Below are 26,044 nucleotides of genomic sequence, written 5' to 3' on the forward strand. Positions count from 1 at the left end.
CGCCCGGGGCTTTGGGGTGCCGCGCAGCGCATGGCTGTCCGGGTGTAGGTCCCGGACAGCCACACGTCACTTCTTCTTGGGACGCGAAGGCGTCTGCGACAGCGCGCTCGCGGCAGCGGACTTCTCCGCCTTGGTCGCCTTCGGGCTCGACAGCGTCTTGCTGGCGGACGAAGCGGCCTTGGCACCGGTCTGGCCGGTGCTCTTCGGCGTCTGGGACAGCGCGCTCGCCGCGGCGGACTTCTCCGCCTTGGTCGCATTCGGGCTGTTCAGAGTCTTGCCAGCGTTCGACGCCGCCTTGGCGCCGGTCTGGCGAGAGTTCTTGGGCATGATCAACACCTCCTTCCGGGTCAAAGTTGCGTCGCGACCCGGAAGCTGATCTCATGCGTGATCTCACCCAGCGCATGGACATCAAGTTCAGAGTCGCGCGGCGGACGCCCGGCCCCTACAGGCAGGGCGTTCGCCGTTTCAGCCGCCGACACAAGGCGGCTGAAACGAACTGCGGCCATCCCCGACTCCCGCTGTGGGAGCCGGGGATGGCCTCGTCTAATTAGGGCGAAGACGCCCATGTCTCAAGCAGTCGAGCCGTTGCGTCTACTGCAACTTGGCTCGTTTGACGGCGTTCAGCCAGGTGATGCCGCGCTTGAACCCGAAGTACTTCGGATTCGGGGCGGTGCTGATGGACCTCACCGGGACGACGAAGCGCAGACCGTCGACGGAGGCGAGCAGCCCGTTGCCCCAGTGCGCCACGATCGGCACCTTCGCCTGGGCCTCGATCAGGGCGGCATTGGCCGCGGCGATGGTGTCGGCCCGCAGGTAGTACTGGTCGACGTGGACCAGCCGTGAGCGGGTCAGCGCCTCGTGACCGGGGCTGGTCACCGGAGTCATGCCGATGTTGCACGCCTCGCTCACCAGGAGCGCGACGACCGAGGTGGACAGGTCCTTCATGCGGGTCTCGCCGTCGCCCAGGTGCACGAAGGCATCCAGGAACCCGGTCCAGGAGGGCACCTCGAACAGCAGGTCCGGCAGGTCGATCTTCGGGAGCATCTTCTCCACCCGGCGCCGCAGCCAGACCAAGGACTTGGGCACCCCGAGCGCCCCGAGCTTGTCAACGTTCAGCTTCGCGCGGCCGCCGCCCTCGGAGATCTCGATGCTGACCTTCGCATCCGCGCCGGCCTCTTCGAGGCGTTCGGCCATCTGCTTCCACGCCGCGTCCAGCACCCGCACCAGATCCGCCAGATGCTCCTCGACAGGCGCCTCCAGACTCAGGCCCGCCAGTACGTCCTCGCGCACCGCCGGCCACGGCTTGCCGTCCAGCAGGCGGGCGCGCGGGTTGGAGAAGCGGTGCGAGGGGGAAGCGAAGATGGCGCGGCTGACCAGCGCCCGGGTACAGCTGCTCCAGCACGCACACCACATACGCGTCGCGGTCCACCGATCCTTGCGGCAGGTCCTTGTTCGCGTACACCGCCTTACGCCAGTACGGCGGCACCACCTTGTCGTCGATCTCCCGCTTCAGCAGCGGCTTCTTCGTCACCTGGCGCCGGCTGAGTGCGGGCAGGCCCTTGACCGCGGCCAGGACCCGCTCCCCGGCCGGGGCCGCGCCGAGCATCTTGGTGTCACCCAGCAGCGACAGGAACGGGCGCACCGTGTTGTAGCGGTGGCCAGCGCCTCGCGGATCGCGATCTCCGCCGAGTCGTCGTCCTCCGGGACCAGGCCGGCCACCGTGGCGGCCGCGCTCCACAACTGGGCCCTGGGCGCGACCTCCTCGAGGACCTTCCACATCGCGGCCGCGTCCACCGCCTTGGCGCTCTCCTCGATGTGTTCCAGCTCCTCCATGAACACCTTCGAGATGCGGGCCGTGATGCGGGACGCCTTCTCCAGCTGCGGCAGGGTGGAGAGGCGGTCCTTGTTCGTGAGCCGCTTCGCGGTGCTGAGCAGCTTGGTCGACATCAGCACCGTGAACAGCTCCAGCGCGTCGTCGATCGCCTTGGCCTCCAGCCTGTGCAGGAACGTCCGGAACTTCCGACCCCACTCCGGATCGTCGTACTCGTGATATTCGTACGCGTCCCGGATCTCCCACGCGTGCTCGTATGCGGTCTTCGGACGCTCGGTGTACCGCTTCACGACCGAGACGTCCTCGATGCCGAGCTGCTCGGCCAAGTGCTCCAGCACCGGCCACGGCACACTCAGCGGATCGCCGGGAAGGAACCTGCCGATGTAGCGCACCGTGCACATCTGCAAGGCGAAGCCCAGTTGGTGGTACTGCGTACGCCGCAGCGCGATCAGATCGCGGTCCACGTCGTCCAGGAAGAAGAAGCGCTCCAACTCCGGGCGCGTCGGCTCCTCGACGAACTTCCCGTACACCTCGGCCTGGTCATCGGTCAGAAATTCCACCGGCATGCGGCGGAGCCAACCACCCGCCGCTACAGAACGTGGATCTTTGGCCGAAGGGGCCCAGGAAGCAGACCACTCGTGCCAGAAGTTCACCGCTCACTGCTCAAGATCGTTCTCAGCGCCAACGGCTGTACCGATGTTCCCCAAGCCCGGGGTTCGGGAACCCGCTCGTTGGGACACTTCGCCTTCGGCGGGTACGTGGCCATGGCAGGCGAGGCCGCGACGGTGGTCATCGCACCGACTGCGATCACCACCGCGCCCACGGAGGTCGCCCAGCGGGCGCGGTTCGCCCCTTGCGACCGTGGCAGGTCAAGGTCTGCCCTCGCACGATGCGCCGTCGTGTGCTCCAGCCGAGGACGTTCGAACGTCAATCGGGTTCGCGGACCGGGTTACCGAGCCGGTTTGTCCTCGTCGTCGTGGTGGTGGAGGTGGATGGGCTGCTCACCGTGCATGACCGCATTGGTGGTTGCGTGATCCTTCTCGGTCACCAAGCCGGCCAGTGTGTCGGTCAATGCGTTCGCGGTGGCGTGCTCGCGGGCGACGAGGGTGAGTGTGCGGAGGGTCGAGCACCGGATGCCGGGACCCGGCTGTGTGCCTGGTTGGTGTCCGAGTTGTTGGATCAGCCGGCCCGCGCCGGCGCGTTGGCTTCCGTCCGCGGATGTCGTCGCCGTGCACGTCGGCGGCGTGGAGTCGAACGGGTCCGCGAACGCGGATGTGGGGTGTTCCGGGGCGGTGTCGGGGGCGCGGGCGGAGCAGGAGGACGCGACAGCGTGCGACGGGGAGGCGTTACGGGGTGCCGGTGGGGATGGAGCGGGCGAGGGTGCGTGGGCCGCATGCGCTGAGGGAGTTGAAGGATGCGGCGGCGGGGGCTGACGTACGGGTGGAGGGAGTGATCCGGGGCAGGTGGACGGCAACGTCCGAGTCGTAGGAGGGCCGATGTTCGCCGAGTTCGATCTGACGCGATGTGAGGGGGCCGGGGCCCGGCTGCACGTGCGCCATGGCGGTAGCGGCCCGGCGGTGTTGCTTCTGCACGGCCATCCGCGCACTCATGCGACGTGGCACCGCGTCGCGCCGCGCCTGGTTGCGGCCGGGCACACCGTCGTGTGCCCCGACCTACGGGGTTATGGACGGTCCTCGAAACCACAGACCGACAGGGAGCACCGTCCGTACTCCAAACGCGCCATGGCCGAGGACTGCTTGGCGTTGATGCGAGGTCTGGGACATGAGCGATTCGCCGTCGTCGGGCACGATCGGGGAGCGTACGTGGCCACTCGCCTCACCTTGGATCATCCGGAAGCGGTTTCGGCTCTCACCGTGCTCGACGCCGTACCCATCGGCGAGGCGCTGCGACGCGAAGTTCGCCGCGAGCTGGTGGCACTGGTTCTTTCTGGGACAGACCGACAAGCCGGCCGAACGGATCATCAACGCCGATCCCGACGCCTGGTACAAGGGCACTCCCGAACAGATGGGTGCGGAAGCGTACGAGGACTATCGGCGTGCCATCCACGACCCGGGCACCGTGCATGCCATGTGCGAGGACTACAGGGCCGGCTTGGGCATCGACCGGGAACACGATGACGCCGACCGACAATCCGGCCGACGTATCGAGTGCCCGCTACAGGTGTTGTGGGCGACTCGCGACGACATGACCGACCTGTACGGCGACGTGCTGGAAGTGTGGCGCGACTGGTCGGGCGATTGGCTGGGTGGCGGCCCGATCGAATCCGGCCACCACATCGCCGAGGAAGCGCCCGAAGCACCCGTGGAAGCTTTGCGTGCGTTCTGGGAGATCGCCGCGGAGCGCGACCCTCGTCCGGAACATGCGACCGGCCGACGGAAGCACTGAGCCACAGGCACGCTCGCGCCCAAGGGCCCCTCCCCTCCGCGTCCCGTCCCGTCCGGCGACCATCGTTCGTTGCCGGATTCGGATCGGTGGGGTCGTCGTCGACTCGGACCTGCGTACCGTCTCGACACGTCGGCCGTCGACGTGCCGAGGGGACACCATCTGCCGGGAGACGGAGCGAATGGCGGATCCTTTCCGGGAAAGTGCGCACGAAACACGGCAGTTCCGGGGAATGCGCTCTCGCGGGTGGGGCAGACGTGGGGCGGAGGTAAAAACAATGATTCCCCTTCTGGTCGTTCTGCTTCTCGCTCTGATCCTTTTCGGCGCCGGTTTCGCACTCAAGGCTCTATGGTGGATAGCCGTCATCGTCCTGGTCGTATGGGCCTTGGGCTTCGTCTTCCGCTCCGCGGGTACCGGGGGCCGGCGCGGCCGGTGGTACCGCTGGTAGGCCCCCGACCAAGGGGCACGGCGCACCACAGTCGCCGGACACCACCTTTCACTGTGTCATCGAACGGGTGGGGGTGTGGTTCGGACCCGGATGATCCGGGTCCGAACCACACCCCCACCCTTTCTTCTGTATGAGGACTGGAATCCCTCGGCAGTCGGCAATCCCGAAAACGTCACCGGGCGTCGAGATGAAAACCAACCCTCCGGGCATGAATGAAACAAGCCGGGACGGCCGTGAGAATGCAGGGAGTCATTCGCACCTCCACACGACCGCCCCGGCCCATCGCGTCCCCGGGCAGCGCGCACCGCGCCCCCGTGCTCCCCGGATCCAGCCGCTCCCGCCGGTGCGGGCCGAGCCCGAGGCTCCATCCGGCGGCGCTCCCACCCGACCGAGCCGGGCCCCGTGACGGCCGGAACGGGTGGGGCCACCACCCGTTCCACGCCACGCTACGGCGCGTCGCCGCGCAACGGCCGCCTACCAGCGATACCAGCGGCCCCGACCGCCGCCGGAACCGGCCGACCGGAACACGAAGCCCAACAGCCAGACGACGAGGACGGCGATGGCGATCCACCACAGGATCTTCACCGCGAATCCGGCGCCGAAGAGGATCAGAGCGAGGAGCAGGACGACGAGTAGGGGAATCATGATGCCCACCTCCGTCCCTTTTGTGCCCCGTCAATGTGCACGCATGCTCGAACCCGCGGCCCGGCTCGTCATGCGCCGGGGCCTCGGGCGGGCATGATCCGAGGACCGGGGGTGGCAGGCCGATCCCGCCCCCGCAAGGGCGACGGCCGTGGCACCGGCCCCGGGTCGACGTCCACAGCTTCTTCCGGGCCACCCTCCGGCCGCCTCCCCGGCTACTGCTCCGGCGAAGTCCTGGCTCCGATCGACGGCGAGACCCCTCCCCAGCCGACCCGCGCGGTCGGTGGGCCTTGCGGCCGGTGCGCCCCGCGGTGGGCGGCGCGGTGATTGTTCGGCGTCTGCGCGGGCAGCGGGGTCTCGACAGCGTTGTCGGGAACGCACGCACATCGAAGCCGCACGGGGGCGGCTACCGCCGGAGGAGGGAAAATCGTGGCCGACGTCACCCGAGCCGGTGCCGGAAAGCGCCTTCGGACCCGTTCGCGGGCGGACGTGTGGGGGCGCACCGCGCTGGTCACCGGCGGCTCGCGCGGACTGGGTCTGCTGATCGCGCGCGAGTTGGCCCGGCTGGGGGCGCGGGTGACGATCTGCGCCCGGAACGAGGAGGAGCTTGTTCGTGCCGCCACGTTGATCCGTCGCGACACCGGCCGCTCGGTGACCTGGGAACAATGCGATCTGAGCGACGCCCAGGCCGTCGACCACCTCGTCGCGGAGGTGACGAGACGGCACGGGCCGGTGGAGATCCTGGTCAACAACGCCGGGATCATCACCGTGGGGCCCCTGGCGTCGCTGGACGTGGACGCCTTCCGCCGGGCGATCGAGGTCATGTTCATGGCGCCGGTACGGCTGACCCTGGCGGTGCTGCCCGGGATGCGCGAGCGCGGCGACGGCAGGGTGATCAACGTGACCTCGATCGGCGGCCGGATCGCGGCGCCCCATCTGCTGCCCTACGACTGCGCGAAATTCGCCGCCACGGGCTTCTCCGAGGGCCTGCGGGCCGAACTCGCCGGCTCCGGCGTGAGCGTGACCACCGCCGTTCCCGGGCTCATGCGCACCGGCTCGCATCGGGCCGCGCGTTTCACGGGACGGCGCGAGCGCGAGTACGCCTGGTTCGCCGCCGCCGCGTCTTTGCCCCTGATGTCGATGGACGCCGAGCGGGCGGCGCGGCTGATCGTCCGCGCCGGTATCCGCCGCAGGCCCGAACTCGTGCTGACGGCTCTGGCCAAGGTGGCCGTCCGCGCCCACGGACTCGCCCCCGCGACCACGACCCGCGCGCTCTCCCTCGCCGCGCGAGTGCTGCCCTCGGCGGACGCCTCGGCATCGTCGCGCGAGGCGTCGGGGGCGAGCGAGCAGGCGAAGGGAACCCCGTGGACCGACCGCATCGCGACGCTGGGCGAACGGGCGGCCCACCGCTGGAACGAACCCGGTACATCCTGAACCACACCCGGCGCATCCGACCACCCGCAGCCCGGCTTCGACAGCCGCGAGGACAGGGAGTTCACCATCATGAAGGCATTGACCTGGCACGGCCGCCGCGACGTCCGCGTGGACACCGTGCCCGACCCGGTGATCAAGGACCCGGACGACGTGATCGTCAAAGTCACCTCCTCCGGGATCTGCGGCTCGGACCTGCACCTGTACGAGGTCCTGGGGCCGTTCCTGTCCGAGGGTGACATCCTCGGACACGAACCCATGGGCATCGTCGAGGAGATCGGACCGGGCGTCACCGAACTGCGGCCGGGCGACCGTGTGGTGGTCCCGTTCAACGTCTCGTGCGGCGACTGCCACACCTGCGGTCAGGGCCTGCACTCGCAGTGCGAGACCACCCGGGTGCACGAATACGGCATGGGCGGATCACTGTTCGGCTACACCAAGTTGTACGGGCAAGTGCCTGGCGGGCAGGCAGAGTTCCTTCGTGTTCCGTTCGGCAATCGACTCCCCGTGAAGGTTCCCGACGGGCCGCCCGACGACCGTTTCGTCTACCTCTCGGACGTGCTGCCCACCGCCTGGCAGGGCGTGGAGTACGCGGCCGTGCCACTCGGCGGCAGCGTGGCCGTCCTGGGCCTGGGGCCGATCGGCGACATGGCATGCCGCATCGCACTGCACCGCGGCGCGGGGACCGTCATCGGCATCGACCTGGTCCCCGAGCGACTGCGCCGCGCGCACGAGCGCGGTGTGACGGTGCTGGACTGGAACGCGCACGACGACATCGCCGAGGCCGTCCGCGAACTCACCGACGGGCGCGGCCCCGACGCGGTGATCGACGCGGTCGGGATGGAGGCGCACGGAGCCCCCGTGGCCAAATTCGCCCAGCAGGTGACGGGGTTGCTGCCGGACGCGGTCGCCTCGAAGCTGATGCGCACCACCGGCGTCGACCGGCTCAGCGCCCTGCACGCGGCCATCGACATCGTCCGCCGCGGCGGCACGATCTCGCTGTCGGGAGTCTACGGCGGCATGGCCGACCCGATGCCCCTGCTGACCATGTTCGACAAGCAGATCCAACTGCGTATGGGCCAGGCCAACGTGCACCGCTGGGTGCCCGAGCTCCTCCCCCTGCTCACCGACGACGACCCGCTGGGCACCGACGACTTCGCCACCCACCGTATCCCGCTCGCCGACGCCCCCGGAGCCTACGAACGCTTCCAGAAGAAGCAGGACGGCACCGTGAAAGTCCTCCTGCGACCGTGACCGACCCCTCCCCGCGCGGCGGACCGGGCGCCGGATCAGCCGGGAGTGCTGTGAAACCGGCGTCGCTCAGAGGGTCTCGAGGCCCAACCCGTACAGAAACAGCATGCAGTCGCTTCTGTTCAGCCACGCGCTGTGGCGCAGATCGTCCAAGTGCACGTCCTGCGCGCGCAGGGTGTCCACCAGTGTTCGGGCCGCGGACTCGGCGGCCCGGAACTGGGGGTGCGGGAAGTCGAGTACGTGGAATTCGGACTCGGGGCCGGGCCGCCAGCCCAAGTCCGCGAGTGTGGACGGGCTCAGCACCGCGGTGCTCGCTTCCAGGTGCAGCATGCGACCGTTGCAGATCAACTGCACCACGTTCGGGTTGTCCTCGTCCGTGCTCGGCCGCATCACGAGGACCAGTTCGTCGTCCAGTCGGCCCATGTCCCTCACCATCGCCGACAGCGTCTCCTCCAGCCACAGGCCGAACTCCTCCCAGCTCTGGGCCAGGCGGCCGCCCGGCAGGAACACGTCCTCCATTCCCGCACGGCCCAGCCCGAAGGCCTGCCACACCCCGAGTTCGGCAACCGCGTCGTCGCGTTCGCTCCATCTGGAGACCTGGTACTCGTGGTTCTCGACCACCGCCGCCGACAGCAGCGCCAACCGCACCTCGTCCCGCCCCCATTCGAGCTCCAGGAGGGTCTCCTCGCGGCGCCAGCGCAACACCGGGCCGGGCCCGCGTCGGATCGGCGCCGGCCCGACGCATGCTTCGATCGCCTTCCTGCCGGCCTCGAACACCGCTTCCAGAACGGTCTTGTCCTCGGTATGTGCCAACTGGCACTCCAGCAGGGTGAAACAGCCCTCGCGCGGCGAACCGTAATCGTGTCCCCGGGAGGCGAAGGCCCATCCGTCCGACAACGGTCCCTCGAACCTCAACCACGTGTCGTCTCCGGAACGCACCGTCCACCCCAGGCCGGCGATCGCACGCTCGACCGCGCTCCGGTCCCACTCCCCCAGGTCCAGGCTCTGGAACCGGGGAACCAGGTGATTGATCTCGGCATCGGTCAGTCTGATGGTCATGGTCGACGAGGCTATCGACGGCCACCGACGCCCCGGGAGCGTCCGGTGGACGGTGGGGGCCGGGACGGGATGGGCCCACGGGCACGGCGGGTTCGCCATGGCGCCGGAGGCCGATCTCGACGGCCGGCCGGTCGATCACGCGCTGCTCGGCTCGCCGGCGGGCGCGGCGATGGACGCATGTGTCTCATGTCGGGACCCGTTGGTGCCACTACCCGACGGTATCCGGCGCTCCCCTGCACACGACAGCCTTCGGCATGCCACCATGGGCGCATGACTAGTGCGTACCCGGAGCCCGGTCCGGCTGCCGAAGTCGACTGGACCGACAGCATCCCTGTCCCGCCTCTCGACTACGCCTCCCAGCGCGAGTTCGAGCAGGCCCTGGAAGGCGCCCTGGACGAGCTTCTCCCCCTTTTCGAGGATGCGGGCCTGTAACCGGTGTACGCGCTTTCGGACGACCACCTGCGCCGGGTCAACGCCTCCGTCGGAGGAACCGGCCGCGAACGGGATCCACGCCTGCTGAGTTCCCTCCAAGCGGCGGTGTACGGCAGAGGCTTCAAACGGCCTCTGCATCCGACGTTGCCGCAACGAGCCGCGGCCCTGATGAGCTACATCACCCAGGCGGCGGTCTTCGAGAGCGCCAACGAACGCACGGCCCTGACTGCCGGAACCGTGTTGTGCACGATCAACGGCCACCGCATCGTGTGGACGGATTCGAAGGAAGCCGACGCCTTCATTCGGGCCGTGGGATACGCCCATCCGACCGTTTCGTGGATAGCCGACCGGATCGAAGCGCGCCTCCAGCCCATTCCGCGCCAGCCAGTAGTCGCCCCAGGGCCCTGATCGACAAGTTGCCCGCAGGGGGCGCGGGCCGAACAGGCAGCCCGTGGTGGCTGCTTCATCACCGGAGCCATGCCGTCGACACCGGCAACTCGCGTCTTCGGTGACGTGATCCGTGCGTCCCGGAATGGCGGCCCGGGCCGGGGTCACTGCGAAGACCCGGTCCGCTCGAGGTCCACCGACGCCGATTCATCCGATTTTCGGGCGATTCGGTGCTTTTTACGGAGAAGTCTGTGTCGTGCCCCCTTTCGCATAGCCACCTGCCCCAACCTGGAGCGCGGGGGTGGTTCCGGGACGAGGGAGACAGGTGCGCGAGGAAGACATCACGATCGTCGACGCCAAGACCGTGGACACCGCGGTCAAGGCGACCATGCTCGGCAATGCCATGGAGTGGTACGACTTCGGCATCTACGCCTACATGGCGGTCACGATCGGGAAGGTGTTCTTCCCCTCGGGGAACGACGCCGCGCAGACGTTGTCCTCGTTCGCGACCTTCGCCGCGGCCTTCCTGGTCCGGCCGTTCGGCGGCTTCTTCTTCGGGCCGCTCGGCGATCGGATCGGGCGCAAGAAGGTGCTCGCGATCACGATGCTGATGATGGCGAGCGGCACGTTGTGCATCGGGCTGATCCCCGGCTACGGCACGATCGGCTTCGTCGCGCCGATCCTGCTGGTCCTGTTCCGGATGCTCCAGGGATTCTCGGCCGGCGGCGAGTACGGGGGTGCGAGTACGTTCATCGCCGAGTACGCGCCGGACAAGCGGCGCGGGTTCTACGGCAGCTTCCTGGAGTTCGGCACGCTGATCGGCTACATCCTGGCGGCGAGCCTGGTCACCCTGCTGACGGCGGTGCTCAGCGATCACGAGATGCGTACGTGGGGGTGGCGCATCCCGTTCCTGGTGGCGGGCCCGATCGGGGTGATCGGGCTGTATCTGCGGCTGCGGCTGGAGGAGTCGCCGGCGTTCGCGAAGGTGATGGAGCGGTCGGCGGCGGCCGAGGCCGAAGCGGAGGAGGCCGAGCACGGGAACGAGACGGTGCGCGAGTTCAAGCGGATCTTCCTCGGCCAACGGCGCGCGATGGTCATCTGCATCGCGCTGGTCGCGGCGTACAACATCAACGACTACATGCTGCTGTCGTACATGCCGACCTATCTCTCCGACACCCTCGGCTACAGCGAGACGCACGGCCTGCTGCAGATCGTCGTGGTGATGATCGTGCTGCTCGCGGTGATCCACCCGCTGGGCGGGCTGACCGACCGGATCGGCCGCAAGCCGGTGATCATCACCGGGTGCGTGGGCTTCATGGTGCTGCCGATCCCGTGCTTCGTGCTGATCAAGCAGGGCGACCTGGTGCCGATCTTCATCGGCCTGTTGATCCTGGGCCTGGTCCTGGTCTGCTTCCTGGCCACCATGTCCGCCGCGTTGCCCGCCCTGTTCCCGACCGAGATCCGCTCCGGAGCGCTGTCCGTCTCGTTCAACATCTCGGTCTCGCTGTTCGGTGGCACCACCCCGTTCGTGGCCGAGGCGCTGGTCGACGGGACGGGCAACGACTACATGCCGGCCTTCTACATGATGCTCGCGGCGGCCGTCGGCCTGGCCGCGGCGCTCACGATGACCGAGACGGCCCGCAAGCCGCTGATGGGTTCGCCGCCGGCGGTGGAGACGGTCGAGGAGGCTCGGGAACTGGTCGCCGCGCAGCGGTGATCACGGCCGGCGGTGCCATGCGGTGTGCACGACCTCGCCAGACCGTTTTCCGGTGTGCCGGTTCGCGGTGTGTCGGTTCGCGGTGTGTCGGTTCGCGGTGTGTCGGATCCTGCTCAGGCGGGCGTTGCTCCGTCGGGTGTCGCGGTCGGCGCCCCGTCGTCCTCGCGTCGGTCGATCAGGACGGCGAAGGCGTCGAGGACACGTTGCAGGCCGAAGGAGTAGGCGTGGGCCGGGTCGTGGGCGCTTCCGTGTGCGGCGCCCGCGGCCGCGCCGACGCGGACGGCCGTGGGATAGGTCTTCTCGTCGAGCACCCGGGCCAGCAGCGGGGCGTTCAGCTCCCACCACTGTCGGTCGTTCATGGCGCTGTCGTTTCGGGCGGCGCGGGCGGCGGCATCGGCTCGGGCGCACGCCTGCACGAAGGTCAGCAGGTGGGTCAGGCAGTCGTCCATCTCGACGTCGTCCAGGCCGAGGCCGTCGAGTCCGGATAGTTCGTGCTCGTACTTCGCCATCTGCCCCGGCCCCAGGGGAGGTCGGATCGTGGAGACGGTCACGGCCCACGGATGGCGGTCGAACAGGGCGATGTTCTCGTCCGCGATGGCGGCGACGCGCCGGCGCCAGGGTTGTCCGGTGGTGTCGGAGCGGGGCATGCGGGTGTAGGCGGCGTCGAGCATGAGGTCGAGGAGCTCGGCCTTGCCGGGGACGTAGGTGTACAGGGTCATCGGCACCACACCGAGTTCCTTGGCCACTCGGCGCATGGTCAGCGCCTCCAGACCCTCGGCGTCGGCGATGGTCGTGGCCGCCTCGACCACCGCGTCGACGCTCAGTCCCCGTCGTGGTCCTCGGCGACGGTCGGAGGAGGCGTCGCGCCACAGCAGGCGCAGGGTGTGGGCGGGGTCGCCCGAGCCGGTTCGTTCCGTCGACATGGTCGTCCTCTCGCTTTTCAACTCTGTACGTTGTACATTGTACGACGTACAGAGAAGTTGCTCGTCGTGTTCTCGGAGGCATCTTTCATGAAGGTCACGTCCAGTGCCGTATCGCTCAACGTGGACGACGTCCCGGCGTCCGCCGGCTTCCTCGTCGAGCACTTCGGATTCCGCGAGGAGATGGCCGCCGACGGCTTCGCGTCCCTGACCCGCGACGACGCCGGGATGAACGTCATCTTCCTGCGCCGGGGGCTGGAAAGTCTCCCGGCCGACCAGCGCGACGTGCACGCCACGGGATTGATCCTCGCCTTCGTCGTCGAGGACCTCGAAGGCGAACTGGCGCGCCTGCAAGCCGAAGGCGTCACGATCACGATGCCCCTGACCGACGAGGAGTGGGGCGAGCGTGCCTTCCAGGTCCGCGACCCCAACGGAGTCATCGTGCAACTGGTCGACTGGAACGCCCCCACCACCGCCTGAGCCCAGCGACGGCCGCGCCCCGAAAGCACCGCGGGGCGCGGTCGGGCCGGGTTCGTACCGGGGGTCGTGGATCGCGGGTGTAGGCGGACGGAGGCGACAACGTGCATGGCGCCGCCCACGCACCGAACCACCCGCCGGCGCCCGCGCGGTGCAAGGACGGCTACAGGGGCTGGTATGGCCTGCACGCGAACATGGGGTCGACCCGGCGGTGGGCTTCCCCAAGAGTTCCGCGGCGACGCGTGACGCGCATGAGTTCGTCGGGATCGATCGGGTGGGACCGGAGGCGTGCGTGCTCGGGCGAGGCGGCACGCGGCGCCGCGGCTTGGAGGGTGGTTCCCGGCGGGATTTCGAAGACGACCCAGGAGCAGGGCGGGTAGATGACGGGGTGGGGCGAACTCGCGGGCCGGCCCGGCGCGGCTCGCCGGTGGATCGCCACGAGTACCGTGCGTCCCACGACGTTTTCGTGAGCGTCGCGCAGTCGCGTGGAAGCCGAACGGCTCGATGGAGCACGGAACTCTTCGAAGCCGGGCAGTGGCTCGACCTCGGCGTGAGTGCGGTCCGGGTAAGGCGGACAGCCGTGCTTGGCCGCCCTCGGCTCGGGAACACCACTCTCTCGCACGGCGGTTCGCGTCAGCGGAGGTCGAGGGGGATCGCCTTGTCCACCTCCGGCTTCAGGCACGCGTTTGCGCTGCACGCGCCGACGCCGCCTCCCCCTCGAGTTGCGCGCGCTGATCGACGCGTTCCAGGCTCTCCCCACCTGGCGACGCCCTGTACGCGACCGCCAAGGCCGCCGGGGAAGACCTCGTATAGGTCCGGAAGCACGATCCACGCGACCGTCCGCTGCCCGGGGCCAACCGGCGGGCGGTCGTGGCGAGTCGGGGCGTTGGTCGTAGGCGTTGGTCGGGCGGAGGCTCGAATGGGACATCGGCCGCCACTGCCCCGTCCGCGGCGACGCGTTCGAGTGCGGGCCAGGGGGCGGTCGAATTCCGGACGACCTGCGCCGGCACCTGCCGGCCGACTCGGCCGGGTGTTCGCGAGCGGGGTCGGGAGACGGCTGCGGTGACGTGGTGCGAAGCGGCGGCGTTGACGGTCGGTGACCAGGGTGGCCGCTCGGGGTCGAAGCGGATGACGGATCATGGACGCATGTATTCCGTCCCCGATGCCGTCGCCTATCTCGTCGGCCGCTGGTCCATCGACCGCACCGTGATCGACGAACTCTCCGGCACCCGGGGCTCCTTCATCGGCACCGCGAAGTTTCGGCGCGTCGGCGACGAGCTGCTCGAAGAGGAGTCCGGCGAGTTCGAGTGGGGTGGCGTGACCAACCCGGCGAGCCGCGGTCACCGGCTCGTGCCGCGCGCCGACGGCACCGCCGACGTACTCTTCGCCGACGGCAGGCCGTTCCACGACCTGGACCTGCGTACCGGCCGCTGGAGTACCCGCCACCCCTGCGCGGCGGACTTCTACGACGGGGAGTTCACCGTCGTGTCCCAGGACGAATGGCACCTGCGGTGGCGGGTCTCGGGCCCGGCGAAGACACAACTGCTGACCTCCGTCTACCGACGGATCCCCCCGGCCGGCCGGCCGCCGATCCCGGCCCCCTGACGAGCCGTGGTCGCTCATCGAGCCGCCGCCGGTCGGCCGGGACGCCGGGACGAAGTCGCCCCGGCGGTGCCGCTATCGGGTGAAGTACGGTTCGAGGACGGACACGATCACCACGCCGCTCCCGGGTGGTCGGGGCGCACGGTCCCGACATCGATACCGCGCCTCGTTCCCTCGCGCCGCGGTCATGCGCGCGCCCCCGCCGACTCACAGGGTGTCGAACCCCGACCGCCAGGACGAATGGGTCGGGATCCAGCCCTGGTGCTTGCGGGCGAGGTGGTTGTCCGCGCCTCGGGCCCAGGCGGCGTGCGGCACACCGGCCGCTGCGGCGGGTGATGGCGCGCCCACCGCCCGAGCGAACGCCGGCACCCATTCGTCGGCGGTCGCCGGCTGGTCGTCGACCGCGTTGACCACGCCGCTCGGCCAGTACAACGCGGCCACCGCTGCGGCGGCGGCATCGTCGACGTGGACAAAACTCGAGACGTCCGGGCCGCCGGGCAACCGACCCGCCCGCGCGTCGGCCGCCTTGGTCCCGTCTGCCACGAACCACGTACCCGGGCCGTAGAGCAGGCCGTAGCGCAGCACCACCCACTCGGGGAGTTCGCGGACCGCTCCCTCCAGGGCGATCACCCCTTCGATCCTGCCGCGTCGCGGTTCGACGCTCGTGTCGTCCAGCGGATCGGAACTTCGGCTTTCTGTCGGGGGCGGGCCGAGGCTTCGGCGACCCGGCCGGTCTACGGGTAGGCGTGTCCGGCTCACACGAATGGTCCACTCGGAGTCGAATCCAATGGACCGGTTACCGGCGCGCTACGGGCGTGTAGGGCGGCGCCGTGTGCGCCGGTGCGTGCCGGCCTCACCTGTAGGTGTGGTTTGGCCGCCGAGCGGCCCTGTGTTCGGGGTCGTGGATGCTCTGCTGTTCGAGGCGATGCGCCGGACGGCTCGTGGCGTCCACGAGGGTTCCGGCCTCGCCGTCCGCGGCCTGCCTCGCAGGGTGGGGCGTGCGGCCGGGCACCTTACGACGTAGGGGGTTTCGTCATGTTCACGATGAGAAGGCGGCGCACCGGACGCTTCACCGGCGTCGGAATATCCATCGCGGTGGCGGTCGCGGGTCTGACCGCACCGCCGGCCGTCGGCACCGCGCAGGCCGCACCCGGGGCACCGGGTGTACCGCAGGCACCCGCGGCGATCTTCGCCGAGGGCTTCGAGAACGGCCAGGGTGCGACGCCGACCCTGCTCACGAACTACACCGGCGGTCCGCCGGTGGGCGAGACGTACACCGCCGATCCGACCTGGTTGACCGCGTGCAACGGCTGGGTCACATCGCCGGCCGCGTCGACCACGCCGCCCGTCGGCAGCGGGTGCGTCCCGGGCGATTGGACCCAGGTCAAGAACCTCGCGGGCGTACTCGGTCAGTGGTCGGGCGGTTCCTCGACCACGAACCACGCCGTGACGGCGTACACCGCGGGCAATCCCGGTGCCGGCAAGGTGCAGTTGGAGACGGTGACGCCGATTCCGTTGCCCGCCGGTCGGCGCTTCATCGCGTTCTCGGTCGACATCGCCGAGGTCAACTGCTTCGCCAACCATTCCAAGTTCAGCTTCTACCTGCTCGACGGCAGCGTGGCCACGCCCGCGTTCACGCGCCCGATCGAGGCGTGCGTGGATGCCACGACGACGATCGGCGGTGCCAAGGTCGGCACCTTCATCAGCAACGGCGCCGTGCTGTTCACCGGCGACCGGGCCGGCATCCGGTTGGTGAACGAGCAGCCGAGCGGCACCGGCAACGACGTGGCCTTCGACAACGTCAGGCTCGTCGACGCGAGCCCGCAGGTAGACATCGGCTTCGCGCCGACGCCGGTTCTCACCGGTGGCACCTCGACCCTGACCTTCACGGTCACGAACACGAACGAGCTGGGCGCCAAGCCCGGTTGGTCGTTCTCCGACACGCTGCCGGCCGGGCTCAAGGCGACCGGGGTGACCACCACGACGTGTGATGCCGGTTCGGTCGTCGCGCCGGCGGGCGGGGGCACGGTCGAGGTGTCCGGCAACCTGATCGCGGGTCAGGGGTCCTGCACGGCACAGGTTCAGGTGACCTCGGCGGCGCGCGGGACGTACACGAACTGCGCGGCCGGTTTCACGAACGTCGTCGGGGTGAGCCTGCCCGGGTGCGCGAGCGTCGTGTTCGACACGATGCGATTCGACGCGCACGCGTACGGAGCCGCGCTGAAGTCGCCGCTCGGGGACATCGGCCCGATCGCCGCGTCCGACGTGACGTGCTCGAACGTCGCGGCGGTCGACACCGACAACGTCGCGACGGTATCGCTGGGCACCGTCGGCAACGCGGGCGTGGTCACCACCCGCGCGGAGGGCACGATCGACGCGAACGGCCTGCAACGGGCGAACGCGCGCGCCGAGACGGCCGGGGTGAACCTGCTCGGCGGACTGGTCACCGCGGATGTCGTCGAGGCGGTCGCCACCGTGCGGGTGACGCCAACGGCGGTGCCACACCCGGCGGTTCGGTCACGTTGGCCAATCTGAGGGTGGCCGGGGCGCCGGTGGTCAACCCGAACGTCAATGTGGACATCACGATCCCGCTCGTGGCGACGGTGCGCGTGAACGAGCAGGTGGTCGACCCCGGTGGTCGGGGAATCACGGTCAACGCGCTGCGGATCACGCTGCTGTCCGGCGTGAGCGTCGTGGTTTCGCACGCACGGGTGGCGCTGACCCTGCCGGGAGCCACGTGCCCGACCGCATGACATAAGGGCGACGAGACCGGACGCGGCGGCTGTGAACGGCCGCCGCGTCCGCGTATGTCGACGTCGGCGGGACGCGCCGGCGTCCGTCCGGGTTTTGCTCGCGCCCGCGTGGGCGGCGCGTGCGGGGGCGCGCGCCCGTGTGGTGATCTGTGTGCGCTTCGTGCGCCCTACCGGAGTCGTCGAGTCGTCGTGATGATGAGCGAACCACAGGTGGCCCAGGCGACTCCGCATCGGCTCATGACGAGCATGCGGGGCGGAAGGAGTCCGCGTTGTTGCTTCTCATCTCTCCCGACAGTGTCGAGGAAGCCCTGGATTGCGCGAAGGCCGCGGCACATCTCGACATCGTCGACGTCAAGAAGCCCGACGAGGGATCGCTCGGCGCGAACTACCCCTGGGTGATTCGGGAGATCCGCGAAGTGGTCCCGGCGGACAAGCCGGTTTCCGCCACGGTGGGCGACGTCCCGTACAAACCGGGGACCGTGGCCCAGGCCGCGTTGGGCGCGGTCGTCTCGGGGGCCGGCTACATCAAGGTCGGTCTGTACGGATGTACGACGCCCGAACAGGCCGTCGAGGTCATGCGAGGGGTCGTCCGGGCGGTGAAGGACTACCGCCCGGATGCGTTGGTCGTCGCCTCCGGCTATGCCGACGCCCATCGGATCGGGTGCGTGAATCCGCTCGCGCTCCCCGACATCGCGTATCGCTCCGGCTGCGACGCGGCCATGCTCGACACCGCGATCAAGGACGGGACACGGCTGTTCGACCACGTTCCACCCGACGCCTGTGCGGAGTTCGTCCGGTTGGCCCACCAGGCCGATCTGCTCGCCGCTCTCGCGGGCAGCATCAAGGTCCGCGACCTCCGCGAACTCACCGCCATGCATACGGACATCGTGGGCGTGCGCGGGGCGGTCTGTGCGGGCGGTGACCGCGACAGGGGGCGGATCGAGGCGCGATTGGTGGCCGACTTCCGCGCGGAGATGGATCGGCATGCCCAGGCGCACACCACCGGTACGGGCTGAGCGCCGTCGTGACGATCGAGGTATCGCGCGAGGTGTCCGAGTCCGGCGACAGACGCTTCCCCGTCGTGGACCCGGCTACGGGTGAACCCTTCGACGAGGCGCGGGATCGGCGGTCGCGGGAACTGGACGCCGTCGTCGTACGGGCCCACCAGGCCTGGCGCACCTGGCGAGCCGACTCGGCCGCGCGGAGCGTCGCGCTGCTCGCGGCGGCGGACGCAGTGGCGGCGGCCGCGGGCGACCTCGCGCCGCTGCTGACCCGGGAGCAGGGCAAGCCGCTGGCCGAGTCGCACGCGGAGGTCGCGCGCACGGCGGCGCGGTTGCGGTATTTCGCCGCGCTGGATCCGGGCGTGCACCCGATCGTCGACGGCCGACCGGTGCGCAGCGAGGTCCGCTGGCGCTCGCTCGGTCCCGTGGCCGCGATCGTCCCGTGGAACTTTCCTCTCCAACTCGCGTCGGCGAAGTTCGCGCCCGCGCTCGCGGCGGGCAACACCGTGGTGCTCAAGCCCTCCCCGTTCACTCCCCTGGCGACGCAGCTGCTGGGGTCGGTCGTCTCGTCCGTCCTGCCCGAGCACGTCCTGACGGTGGTCACGGGCCGAGAGCCGCTCGGCGCGTGCCTCGCGTCCCATGCGGGAATCCGACACGTGACGTTCACCGGTTCGGTTCCCACCGGACGGGCCGTCGCACGCGGTGCGGGCGCTTCGTTGGCGCGCGTGACCCTGGAGTTGGGCGGCAACGACGCCGCCGTGCTGCTCGACGACGTGGATGTGGATGGCATCGCGGATCGGGTGTTCCAGGCCGCGTTTCGCAACTGCGGGCAGGTCTGCATGGCGATCAAACGGGTGTACGCCCCGGCCCGACTGTACGCGCGGGTGGTCGAGGCCCTCGCGGAGCGCGCGAGGGCGGTGGAGGTCGGCGCCGGGCTCGATCCCGGTTCCCAGATGGGGCCGGTCAACAACCTTCCCCAACTGGCACGGGTCGAGCGGTACACCGCGCGGGCGCTGGCCGATGGCGCGCGAGCGGCGGCGGGCGGTCGGCGGCTCGACCGGCCGGGCTACTTCTTCGCACCGACGATCCTGGCCGATGTCCCGCCCGACAGCCCGGTGGTGACGGAGGAACAGTTCGGCCCGGTCCTGCCGGTGTTGGCGTACGACAACCTCGACGAGGCCGTGGCGGCGGCCAACGGCACCGGCTTCGGGCTCGGCGGCTCGGTGTGGGGAACCGATCTCGACCGGGCGGAGGCGGTCGCGGAGCGGCTGGAGTGCGGGACGGCGTGGATCAATCACCACGCCGAGCTGTCCCTCGCGCAACCCTTCGCGGGGGTGAAGGACAGCGGCGTCGGCGTCGCGGGCGGTCCCTGGGGGCTGTACGGCAACCTCAGACCGTTCGTGGTGCACCGCCCCGGGTCGGGCGCGGAGCCGGCGACCGAGCGGCCACGGAACCGGGAGCCGGACGGGCGCCGACCGGACGCGGATCCGCCGTCGAGGGAGCGGCCGTGAGATTCGACGCCGCGGTACTGCGCTCCTACGACGGCCGGTTCGTCGTCGAGACGGTGAATGTGGACGGCGGTCCGGGGCCCGGTGAGGTACTGGTCGAGATCGCGGGCTGCGGAATGTGCCGGACCGATCTCGCGGTGCGGCACTCCGCCGGCCGTTCACCGCTCCCGGCCGTGCTCGGCCACGAAGGGGCGGGAGTCGTGCTGGAGACGGGCGGTCCGGACACCGGATCGCAGGTCGGCGACCATGTCGTGCTGAGCTTCGACTCCTGCGGGCACTGCCGGAGTTGCCGGGGCGCGTCCCCGGCCTACTGCGACTCCTTCGCCTCACTCAACCTCTACGGCGGCCGATCACACAACGCGGCCCGCTTCACCGACGCGGCCGGGGAGCGGTTGGCGCCGCGATGGTTCGGCCAGTCCGCGTTCGCCGCCTACGCGATGGTCTCGGCCCGAAACGCGGTCGGGGTCGACCCGGCCCTGCCCATCGAACTGCTCGGACCGCTCGGCTGCGGATTCCTCACGGGCGCCGGCTCGGTGCTGAACTCGTTCGGGATCGGCCCCGGCGACACCCTCGCGGTCTTCGGCGCGGGAGCGGTGGGCCTGGCCGCGACCATGGCGGCCGTCGCCGCCGGAGCGTTGGTCGTGGCGGTCGATCGTCGTCGCGAACGGCTGGGACTGGCCGAGCGGTTCGGCGCGATCCCGTTGCCCGCCGCGACAACCGGACTGGCCGATCGCATCCGACGACTGACCGACAGCGGCGTCCGCTACGCGCTGGACACCACGGGCTCCGAGCGTTTGATCAACGACGCGTTGGAGGCACTGCGCCCCACCGGCCGGCTCGGCTTGGTGGCCCGCCTGCACACCGCGTTGTCGCTCGCGCCGGGAACACTCGACCGTGGCCGAGGGATCGTCCACATCTGCGAGGGCGACGCGGTCCCCGCATTGCTGATTCCTCGCCTGACGGCGCTGTGGCGGGCCGGGCTGTTCCCCTTCGACCAGCTGATCCGCACCTACCCGCTCGCCGACATCAACGACGCCGAACGGGACTGCGACGCGGGCCTGGTGGTGAAACCCGTCCTGATCCCGTAGGGCGCGGGCGAGCGGGGATCGGCCCACGGTCGGGCGACGACGAACGAACCGCTCATCGTGCGGGCTTGCTCGCGAACACCCAGCGATTGCCCGCCAGCGCGTCGTTGTGTTCGGGCAGCGGACCGCGCCCGTGCCGACGGGTGAAGTCGAACGGGGTGTGGATTGAGGTGGACCAGCCCTTGCCGGCCAACTCGCCCGCGGAATCGGGTCGCGCGCCGTGGGCGAACAGCGCGAGCAGGTCGATGCCGATCTGCTGCTTCGTCGAGGTGTAGATCGGACTGTCCCGGTACTCCCACAGATCCTTCTCCAGCTTGACCTCGAACGCGAGTGCGCTGCCTCCGGTGCTCAACCGGTCCACCGTGTCGATGAGATACGTCTCGGCGAGGCGGGGCAGGTAGAACAACAGCCCTTCGGCCAGCCAGACGCTGGGAGCGCCCGGCTGGAACCCGGCATCGGTCAACGCACCGACCCAGTCACCGCGCAGATCGATCGGGATCGGTACACGGGCCGACTTCGGCACGGCGGACAAACCGTCGAGCACGTCGTGCTTGAACGCCAGTACGCCCTCCCGGTCGACCTCGAAGATCACACAGTCGGACGGCCATTCGAGGCGAAACGCACGAGCATCCAACCCCGCCCCGAGCAACACCACCTGGCGCGCTCCGGCACGCACCGACCGAAGGAGGAAGTCGTCCAGGACCCGCGTCCGCAGACCGAAGTAGCGTGCGAAGCGCCCCCACAGGGGGTTCTCGTCCCCATCCGGGACCTGCTCCATGCGCACCGGCCATCCGGCGGACGCCGGAGCGGCCCGCACGAAGTGCTCCGCGTAGACGTCCCGCGCAAGGCTGTCGCAGCGTCGGGTCTCGATCGCCCGCGCCGCGGCGACCATCAGGGCGGTCAGCCCGACGCCTCCTCCCACACCCTCCGCGTGGACGTCCCGACACACAACGCCGACCATGAGTCCCCCTCAGACGAGCCGTGACCGCGAATGACGAGGACGACGGCCTCGAGCCACCGACGCCGAACCGGCGCCGGCACCGGCGCCGGAGAAGAGGCAACCGGATCCGAGCCGCGCCGAACCGCATCCGAGCACGAAGGCGGACGTCGTCTTCCCATCCACCATCGCGCCGCGCTCCCGCAGCCGCGCCGGAATCGCCCCGATTCCCCCGTTGGAGTGAATCCTTGGTGACGGACGGACCGGGTCGGGTTGGCTGTCGTGGAGTGTGAAGCAGGGCGGCGAGTGCGGAGACGCTCGGCGCATCGGACGGGCGCATGTCGTCGATCCGTTCGTCGGAGATGGCGTGGGCGGTCTCCCCGGCAGGGGCCGGCGCCCTGCCGTGCGACCGCGGGTGTGTCTCCCCGGGAATCCGGTGGCCCGTGGGCGTGCCGATCCCCGTGGTTCACGGCGTCGGCGAACATCGGGCGCTCCTCCACTTCCTGTTCCTCGTGGGAGCACCACGTCACACGACGGCGCGTGCCACGCCCGCGCTACCGCGGATCCACCGCCGGCCGACGTTCTCCACGGTCGGATCGTCGAACAACAGGTCCAGGCGGCTGCGGCAGGCAGTGAACGTGGCCCCGCCGGCCCGTCCACACCCGGTCCACCTGTGACGAAGCCCGACCGTGGCCGGCCGCACGCCGCTTCCGTGGAGCACATCGCGCGCCGGCAAGGTCCCACCCCGTGTCCTGTTGCCGGCACCCGGCGTCGAACGTGGTGTGAAGGATCCGGTCGTGTGGTTTGGGTCGGTGCGCGTGCCGGTACGGAGGCGGTACGCACTGTCACGAACACGGGAGAGACCTGCCGATGGGCACTTCGGAACGCTACATGCGCGCGTGGGAGGGGTTCTGGGCCGAGAACACGGGCGAGCCGGGTGCGGCGTTCTGGGACGCGGACGCGGCGCTGACGGCGGCTCCGCACACCGAGTTGCTCGCGGCCCACGTCGATCCGACGCTGCCGATCGTCGACCTCGGCTGCGGCAACGGCACCCAAACCCGGTACCTGGCCGGGCGATTCCCTCGCGCGGTGGGCGTGGACCTGTCCCCCTCGGCCGTGGCACACGCCCGGCGCGCGGACCGCGACGCGGTGGCCGAGTTCGAACAACTGGATCTCACCGACCTGGCAGAGGTACGGGCGCTCGGCGACCGGCTCGGCGAGGCGAACGTCTACCTGCGGGCCGTGCTCCACCAGAGCGATCCGGCCGATCGGGCACCCGTCGCGGCCGCCGTCGCCCTGCTGCTCGGTAGGCGCGGACGGGGCTTCGTGATCGAGCCGACCGCCGCCGCCAAGGAGGTGCTCCGGCAGGTCGCCGAACGGCCCGGTGGGACACCGGAGAAGCTGCGCCAGGTCCGCAAGCACAACCTGCGCCCGGCCGAGGTCGCGCCGGGTGAATTGCCCGACCTGCTGCGCGGCGCCGGACTGGAGATCCTCGACCAGGGCCGGACCGACCTCGTGATGAGCGAGCGCCATCCGGACCTCAGTCCCATCGCGCTTCCCGCCGACTGGTTCGTGGTCGCCCCGACAGAGGACGGCCGACCGGTCGGCTGAACGAGAGCCGGCGGCCTCCGCGCCGGTCGAGGCGCATCGCCCCGCGGACACGTTGCGGGTGGGGTGCCCGGGGCGATGCCTCGGTGTTCGGTCAGCCGGGGAAAACGGGCAGCGGCGGGTTGGGCAGGCCGGTCGGGCCGATCGGGCCGATCGGCGGGAGGACGTTCCGATACACCGAGTTCACCCGGGGGTTCCTGGCAGCGTTCGCTCCTCCCCGGGCGGATTCCTGGGCAGCACGCTCGGCGGCTTCCTGGAGGCGCGTACCGGATTCCGGGTCGCCTTCGGGGTCGACGCCGCCGCGCTGATGGTCGTCGCCGCCGGCTACCTGCCGTTTCGGCGCACACCGAAGACGTGGTCGAGGTTCACGTCATCATCCTGCCCCGGTTCGAGCCGAATCTCGCGCCCCTGCCAGCGCCGACGCAGCCAACGGTCGTGGCAGGCCACCACGATCGCCCCCGGCCCACTTCCCAGGGCGGCCTCCAGTTCGTCGCACAGACGGGGGGAGAGATGGTTGGTGGGCTCGTCGAGCAACAACAGTTGGGGCGGGCGGGCCACCAGGAGGGCGAGGGCGAGCCGGCGCCGTTGCCCCACCGACAACTCGCCGACCGGTTTGCCCAGGTCCGAGGCGTGCATCAGACCGAGTGTGCCCAGCGGCACCCGCTCGGCCCGCGCCGCGCCCAGCGACAGCTCGTAAGTGTCGCGGACGGTGCGTTCGGGCCGTTCGAAATCGGTGTCCTGGGTGAGCAAGCCCACCGTCAACCCGGGACGCTCGCGCACCTCGCCCACGGCCGTGAGGCGTCCGGCGAGCACGGCGAGCAGCGTGGACTTGCCGGCCCCGTTGCCGCCGGTGATCAGCAGTCGGTCGGTCGCCGACACCTCCAGGTCGATCGGGGCGAGCCGGCCAGGCACCCCCGCCCGCCGCAGGGACACCAGGGGCTGCGGGCTCTGCGTCGCCGGCGTCGCGAGTTCGGCGGCGAAGCGCAGGGGGTGCGGCGGCTCGGCGACCCGGTCGCGCTCCAGTTCCGCCAGCCGCCGGGTGGCATTGCGCACCCGCCGAGAGATTTGGTTCTGCACCCGACCCGCGCGGCGACCGTAGCCCATTTTCTCGTTGTCGGTGGGCCCGCGGTCCGGTGCCACGCGGTGCGCGGTCACGCCCGCCGACCGGCGCAGGTCCGCCAACTCCTCCTGCTCCTCGGCGTAACGCCGCTCCCAGCGCGCCCGTTCGGCGTGCTTCTCGGCCAGATAGGCGCGGTAGTTGCCTCCGTAGCGGATGGGGCCGTCCAACGCGGGGTCGAGGTCGATCAGGTCGGTACAGACGGCGTCCAGGAACGCCCGGTCGTGGGTGGCGATCACCACAGTGCCGGACAGGCCGCGGACCTGCCGCTCGAGGAAGGCCGCGGCATCGTCGTCGAGATGGTTGGTCGGCTCGTCCAACAGCAGTGCGGACGGCCGCCGTACGAGCAGCGCGGCCAGAGCCAATCGGGCGCGCTGCCCGCCGGAGAGCGAGCCGAGCCTGCGGTCGGGTGTGAGGGCGCCCAGGCCCAGGCCCGCCAACACCAGTGCGGCGCGGCGGTCGGCGTCCCAGGACTCCCGATCGCGAGCCTGCTCCAGCCGCTTCCCGTAGGCGTCCAGGAGAGTGTGCCTGCTCGCATCGTCCTCCGCGACGCGGGCCAACTCCTCGCCCAGTCGGTCCAGTTCGGTGAGGTCCTCGCGGGCTTCGCGCAGCGCCTCGTCCAGCACCGCGGCCGGGGTGGAATCTGCGTCGAAGGGCATCTCCTGCGGGAGGTAGCCGAGATCGCCGGGGCGGGTGACGGTCCCCGAGTCGGCTGCGTCCACACCTGCGAGCACCCGCAGCAGGGTGGACTTGCCGACGCCGTTCTCCCCGATCAGGCCGATGCGCCGGCCCGGGGAGGCGGTGAGGGAGACGCCGTCCAGGACACGTCGGCCGCCCAGGGAGAGGACGAGGTCGTGGGCGAGCAGAGCGGGTTGAGGCATGGTCGTCCGTCCGATGTCGTCGGTGGTCGACCCGCCGGGCATGGCGCCTCCGGCGCGCAAGCGACCTCGGAGACGGGAGTGCGGAGCCTGAGCTCCGCCCGGCAGGTGCGGGAAACGGGTTACGACGAAAGCGGCCACGTCGGCGGCGCCTTCGGGGCGCCGGCCGGAGGCCGTCACATCCGGATCTCAGCCGGAGATGTCGTCTTCGCCCGCCACGTCTGCAACTCCTCGATGCCTCGAATGCCGATCGCCGGCAGCCTAGCAGCCCACGCCCACGCTCGATCCGACCGGACGCGAACACGGCCTGCCGGGGTACTACCGGTGTACCGCGCCTGGTTGTAGCGGTGGACGCGGGGTGCGAGCGGTGTGGTGGATCTGCCGGCCGCACCACATGCCCGGGAGCATCCACACGGCCAACTCGTCGATCCACCGGCCGTCGACGTCGGCTTCGAAGATGCCTTCAATCGGACTGTCCTGCACAGGCTCTGACATCACGTCAGTCATCCCTCGGCGTCACTTTCATGATCAAGTTCCACCGTTGGTCTCTACGGTCC

Annotated in this window: 20 protein-coding genes and 3 pseudogenes; 14 read left to right on the top strand and 9 right to left on the bottom strand. The window is 70.1% G+C overall.

Annotated elements, in window-relative coordinates:
* Window positions 1–66 precede the first annotated feature (66 nt).
* Both ACMXN5_RS32410 and ACMXN5_RS32415 read right to left on the bottom strand, forming a co-directional pair.
* Complete coding sequence (locus ACMXN5_RS32410) at window positions 67–327, bottom strand: hypothetical protein (protein ID WP_439678457.1); 261 nt, start codon at window positions 325–327, stop codon at window positions 67–69.
* A 285-nt stretch (window positions 328–612) separates the two neighbouring features.
* Window positions 613–2,397: pseudogene (locus tag ACMXN5_RS32415) on the bottom strand (DUF4158 domain-containing protein); the annotation flags it as partial.
* Window positions 2,398–3,327: 930 nt separating this feature from the next.
* On the opposite strand from ACMXN5_RS32415, the pseudogene ACMXN5_RS32420 reads away from it, so the two are divergent.
* Both ACMXN5_RS32420 and ACMXN5_RS32425 read left to right on the top strand, forming a co-directional pair.
* Window positions 3,328–4,237, top strand: a pseudogene (locus ACMXN5_RS32420) (alpha/beta fold hydrolase).
* A 274-nt stretch (window positions 4,238–4,511) separates the two neighbouring features.
* A complete protein-coding gene (locus ACMXN5_RS32425) occupies window positions 4,512–4,682 on the top strand; it encodes a DUF5670 family protein (RefSeq protein ID WP_078973839.1) in 171 nt (56 codons plus the stop codon).
* 474 nt (window positions 4,683–5,156) lie between these two features.
* Here the strand turns inward: ACMXN5_RS32425 and ACMXN5_RS32430 are convergent, their stop codons facing one another.
* Window positions 5,157–5,327, bottom strand: coding sequence for a hydrophobic protein (locus ACMXN5_RS32430; RefSeq protein ID WP_395795124.1), 171 nt, complete (start codon window positions 5,325–5,327; stop codon window positions 5,157–5,159).
* Window positions 5,328–5,753: 426 nt separating this feature from the next.
* Between ACMXN5_RS32430 and ACMXN5_RS32435 the strand changes: the two genes are divergently transcribed.
* Both ACMXN5_RS32435 and ACMXN5_RS32440 read left to right on the top strand, forming a co-directional pair.
* On the top strand, window positions 5,754–6,758 hold the full coding sequence (locus ACMXN5_RS32435; protein WP_439678458.1) for an SDR family NAD(P)-dependent oxidoreductase: 1,005 nt from the start codon (window positions 5,754–5,756) through the stop codon (window positions 6,756–6,758).
* 69 nt (window positions 6,759–6,827) lie between these two features.
* Window positions 6,828–8,009: a zinc-dependent alcohol dehydrogenase gene (locus ACMXN5_RS32440; protein ID WP_439678459.1), complete on the top strand. Its 1,182-nt coding sequence runs from the start codon at window positions 6,828–6,830 to the stop codon at window positions 8,007–8,009.
* A 66-nt stretch (window positions 8,010–8,075) separates the two neighbouring features.
* On the opposite strand, the gene ACMXN5_RS32445 is transcribed toward ACMXN5_RS32440, so the two are convergent.
* On the bottom strand, window positions 8,076–9,065 hold the full coding sequence (locus ACMXN5_RS32445; protein WP_439678460.1) for a DUF6301 family protein: 990 nt from the start codon (window positions 9,063–9,065) through the stop codon (window positions 8,076–8,078).
* A 270-nt stretch (window positions 9,066–9,335) separates the two neighbouring features.
* On the opposite strand from ACMXN5_RS32445, the gene ACMXN5_RS32450 reads away from it, so the two are divergent.
* From ACMXN5_RS32450 to proP, 3 genes are all read left to right on the top strand, one after another.
* Window positions 9,336–9,497 carry a hypothetical protein gene (locus tag ACMXN5_RS32450; protein WP_380005773.1) on the top strand — a complete coding sequence of 54 codons (162 nt, stop codon included), beginning with the start codon at window positions 9,336–9,338 and terminating at the stop codon, window positions 9,495–9,497.
* A gap of 168 nt (window positions 9,498–9,665) precedes the next feature.
* Window positions 9,666–9,905, top strand: a complete 240-nt coding sequence (locus tag ACMXN5_RS32455) for a hypothetical protein (protein WP_439678461.1) — start codon at window positions 9,666–9,668, stop codon at window positions 9,903–9,905.
* A 280-nt stretch (window positions 9,906–10,185) separates the two neighbouring features.
* Window positions 10,186–11,601, top strand: a complete 1,416-nt coding sequence (proP, locus tag ACMXN5_RS32460) for a glycine betaine/L-proline transporter ProP (protein WP_439678462.1) — start codon at window positions 10,186–10,188, stop codon at window positions 11,599–11,601.
* Window positions 11,602–11,714: 113 nt separating this feature from the next.
* Here proP and ACMXN5_RS32465 read toward each other — a convergent pair whose 3' ends face one another.
* A complete protein-coding gene (locus ACMXN5_RS32465; protein ID WP_439678463.1) occupies window positions 11,715–12,524 on the bottom strand; it encodes a TetR/AcrR family transcriptional regulator in 810 nt (269 codons plus the stop codon).
* An 87-nt stretch (window positions 12,525–12,611) separates the two neighbouring features.
* Between ACMXN5_RS32465 and ACMXN5_RS32470 the strand changes: the two genes are divergently transcribed.
* Window positions 12,612–13,001, top strand: coding sequence for a VOC family protein (locus tag ACMXN5_RS32470; RefSeq protein ID WP_439678464.1), 390 nt, complete (start codon window positions 12,612–12,614; stop codon window positions 12,999–13,001).
* Between the two features lie 1,143 nt (window positions 13,002–14,144).
* On the top strand, window positions 14,145–14,603 hold the full coding sequence (locus tag ACMXN5_RS32475; RefSeq protein ID WP_439678465.1) for a DUF6314 family protein: 459 nt from the start codon (window positions 14,145–14,147) through the stop codon (window positions 14,601–14,603).
* Between the two features lie 204 nt (window positions 14,604–14,807).
* On the opposite strand, the gene ACMXN5_RS32480 is transcribed toward ACMXN5_RS32475, so the two are convergent.
* Window positions 14,808–15,230, bottom strand: a complete 423-nt coding sequence (locus tag ACMXN5_RS32480; RefSeq protein WP_439678466.1) for a hypothetical protein — start codon at window positions 15,228–15,230, stop codon at window positions 14,808–14,810.
* 1,557 nt (window positions 15,231–16,787) lie between these two features.
* Here ACMXN5_RS32480 and ACMXN5_RS32485 point away from each other — a divergent pair.
* The 4 genes and pseudogenes from ACMXN5_RS32485 to ACMXN5_RS32500 all read left to right on the top strand — a co-directional run bounded on the left by ACMXN5_RS32485 (window position 16,788) and on the right by ACMXN5_RS32500 (window position 20,950).
* Window positions 16,788–17,353: pseudogene (locus tag ACMXN5_RS32485) on the top strand (choice-of-anchor P family protein).
* A gap of 269 nt (window positions 17,354–17,622) precedes the next feature.
* Window positions 17,623–18,369 carry a (5-formylfuran-3-yl)methyl phosphate synthase gene (locus tag ACMXN5_RS32490; protein ID WP_439678467.1) on the top strand — a complete coding sequence of 249 codons (747 nt, stop codon included), beginning with the start codon at window positions 17,623–17,625 and terminating at the stop codon, window positions 18,367–18,369.
* Between the two features lie 8 nt (window positions 18,370–18,377).
* Window positions 18,378–19,865 carry an aldehyde dehydrogenase family protein gene (locus tag ACMXN5_RS32495; protein WP_439678468.1) on the top strand — a complete coding sequence of 496 codons (1,488 nt, stop codon included), beginning with the start codon at window positions 18,378–18,380 and terminating at the stop codon, window positions 19,863–19,865.
* On the top strand, window positions 19,862–20,950 hold the full coding sequence (locus tag ACMXN5_RS32500) for an NAD(P)-dependent alcohol dehydrogenase (RefSeq protein ID WP_439678469.1): 1,089 nt from the start codon (window positions 19,862–19,864) through the stop codon (window positions 20,948–20,950). The genes ACMXN5_RS32495 and ACMXN5_RS32500 overlap by 4 nt, the downstream gene beginning before the upstream one ends.
* Before the next feature lie 52 nt (window positions 20,951–21,002).
* Here the strand turns inward: ACMXN5_RS32500 and ACMXN5_RS32505 are convergent, their stop codons facing one another.
* Window positions 21,003–21,908 (bottom strand): class I SAM-dependent methyltransferase, encoded by a 906-nt coding sequence (locus ACMXN5_RS32505; RefSeq protein WP_439678470.1) that lies wholly within the window; start codon window positions 21,906–21,908, stop codon window positions 21,003–21,005.
* Window positions 21,909–22,754: 846 nt separating this feature from the next.
* Here ACMXN5_RS32505 and ACMXN5_RS32510 point away from each other — a divergent pair.
* A complete protein-coding gene (locus ACMXN5_RS32510) occupies window positions 22,755–23,495 on the top strand; it encodes a class I SAM-dependent methyltransferase (RefSeq protein WP_439678471.1) in 741 nt (246 codons plus the stop codon).
* 321 nt (window positions 23,496–23,816) lie between these two features.
* Here the strand turns inward: ACMXN5_RS32510 and ACMXN5_RS32515 are convergent, their stop codons facing one another.
* Together ACMXN5_RS32515 and ACMXN5_RS32520 are read right to left on the bottom strand one after the other, a co-directional pair.
* Window positions 23,817–25,490 carry an ABC-F family ATP-binding cassette domain-containing protein gene (locus ACMXN5_RS32515; RefSeq protein WP_439678472.1) on the bottom strand — a complete coding sequence of 558 codons (1,674 nt, stop codon included), beginning with the start codon at window positions 25,488–25,490 and terminating at the stop codon, window positions 23,817–23,819.
* A gap of 315 nt (window positions 25,491–25,805) precedes the next feature.
* The gene (locus ACMXN5_RS32520) at window positions 25,806–25,982 is read right to left on the bottom strand and encodes a hypothetical protein (RefSeq protein ID WP_439678473.1); all 177 of its coding nucleotides are present in this window, start codon (window positions 25,980–25,982) and stop codon (window positions 25,806–25,808) included.
* Between the last annotated feature and the right edge of the window lie 62 nt (window positions 25,983–26,044).

The sequence above is a fragment of the Embleya australiensis genome, assembly GCF_051903075.1.
Classification (GTDB): Bacteria; Actinomycetota; Actinomycetes; order Streptomycetales; family Streptomycetaceae; genus Embleya.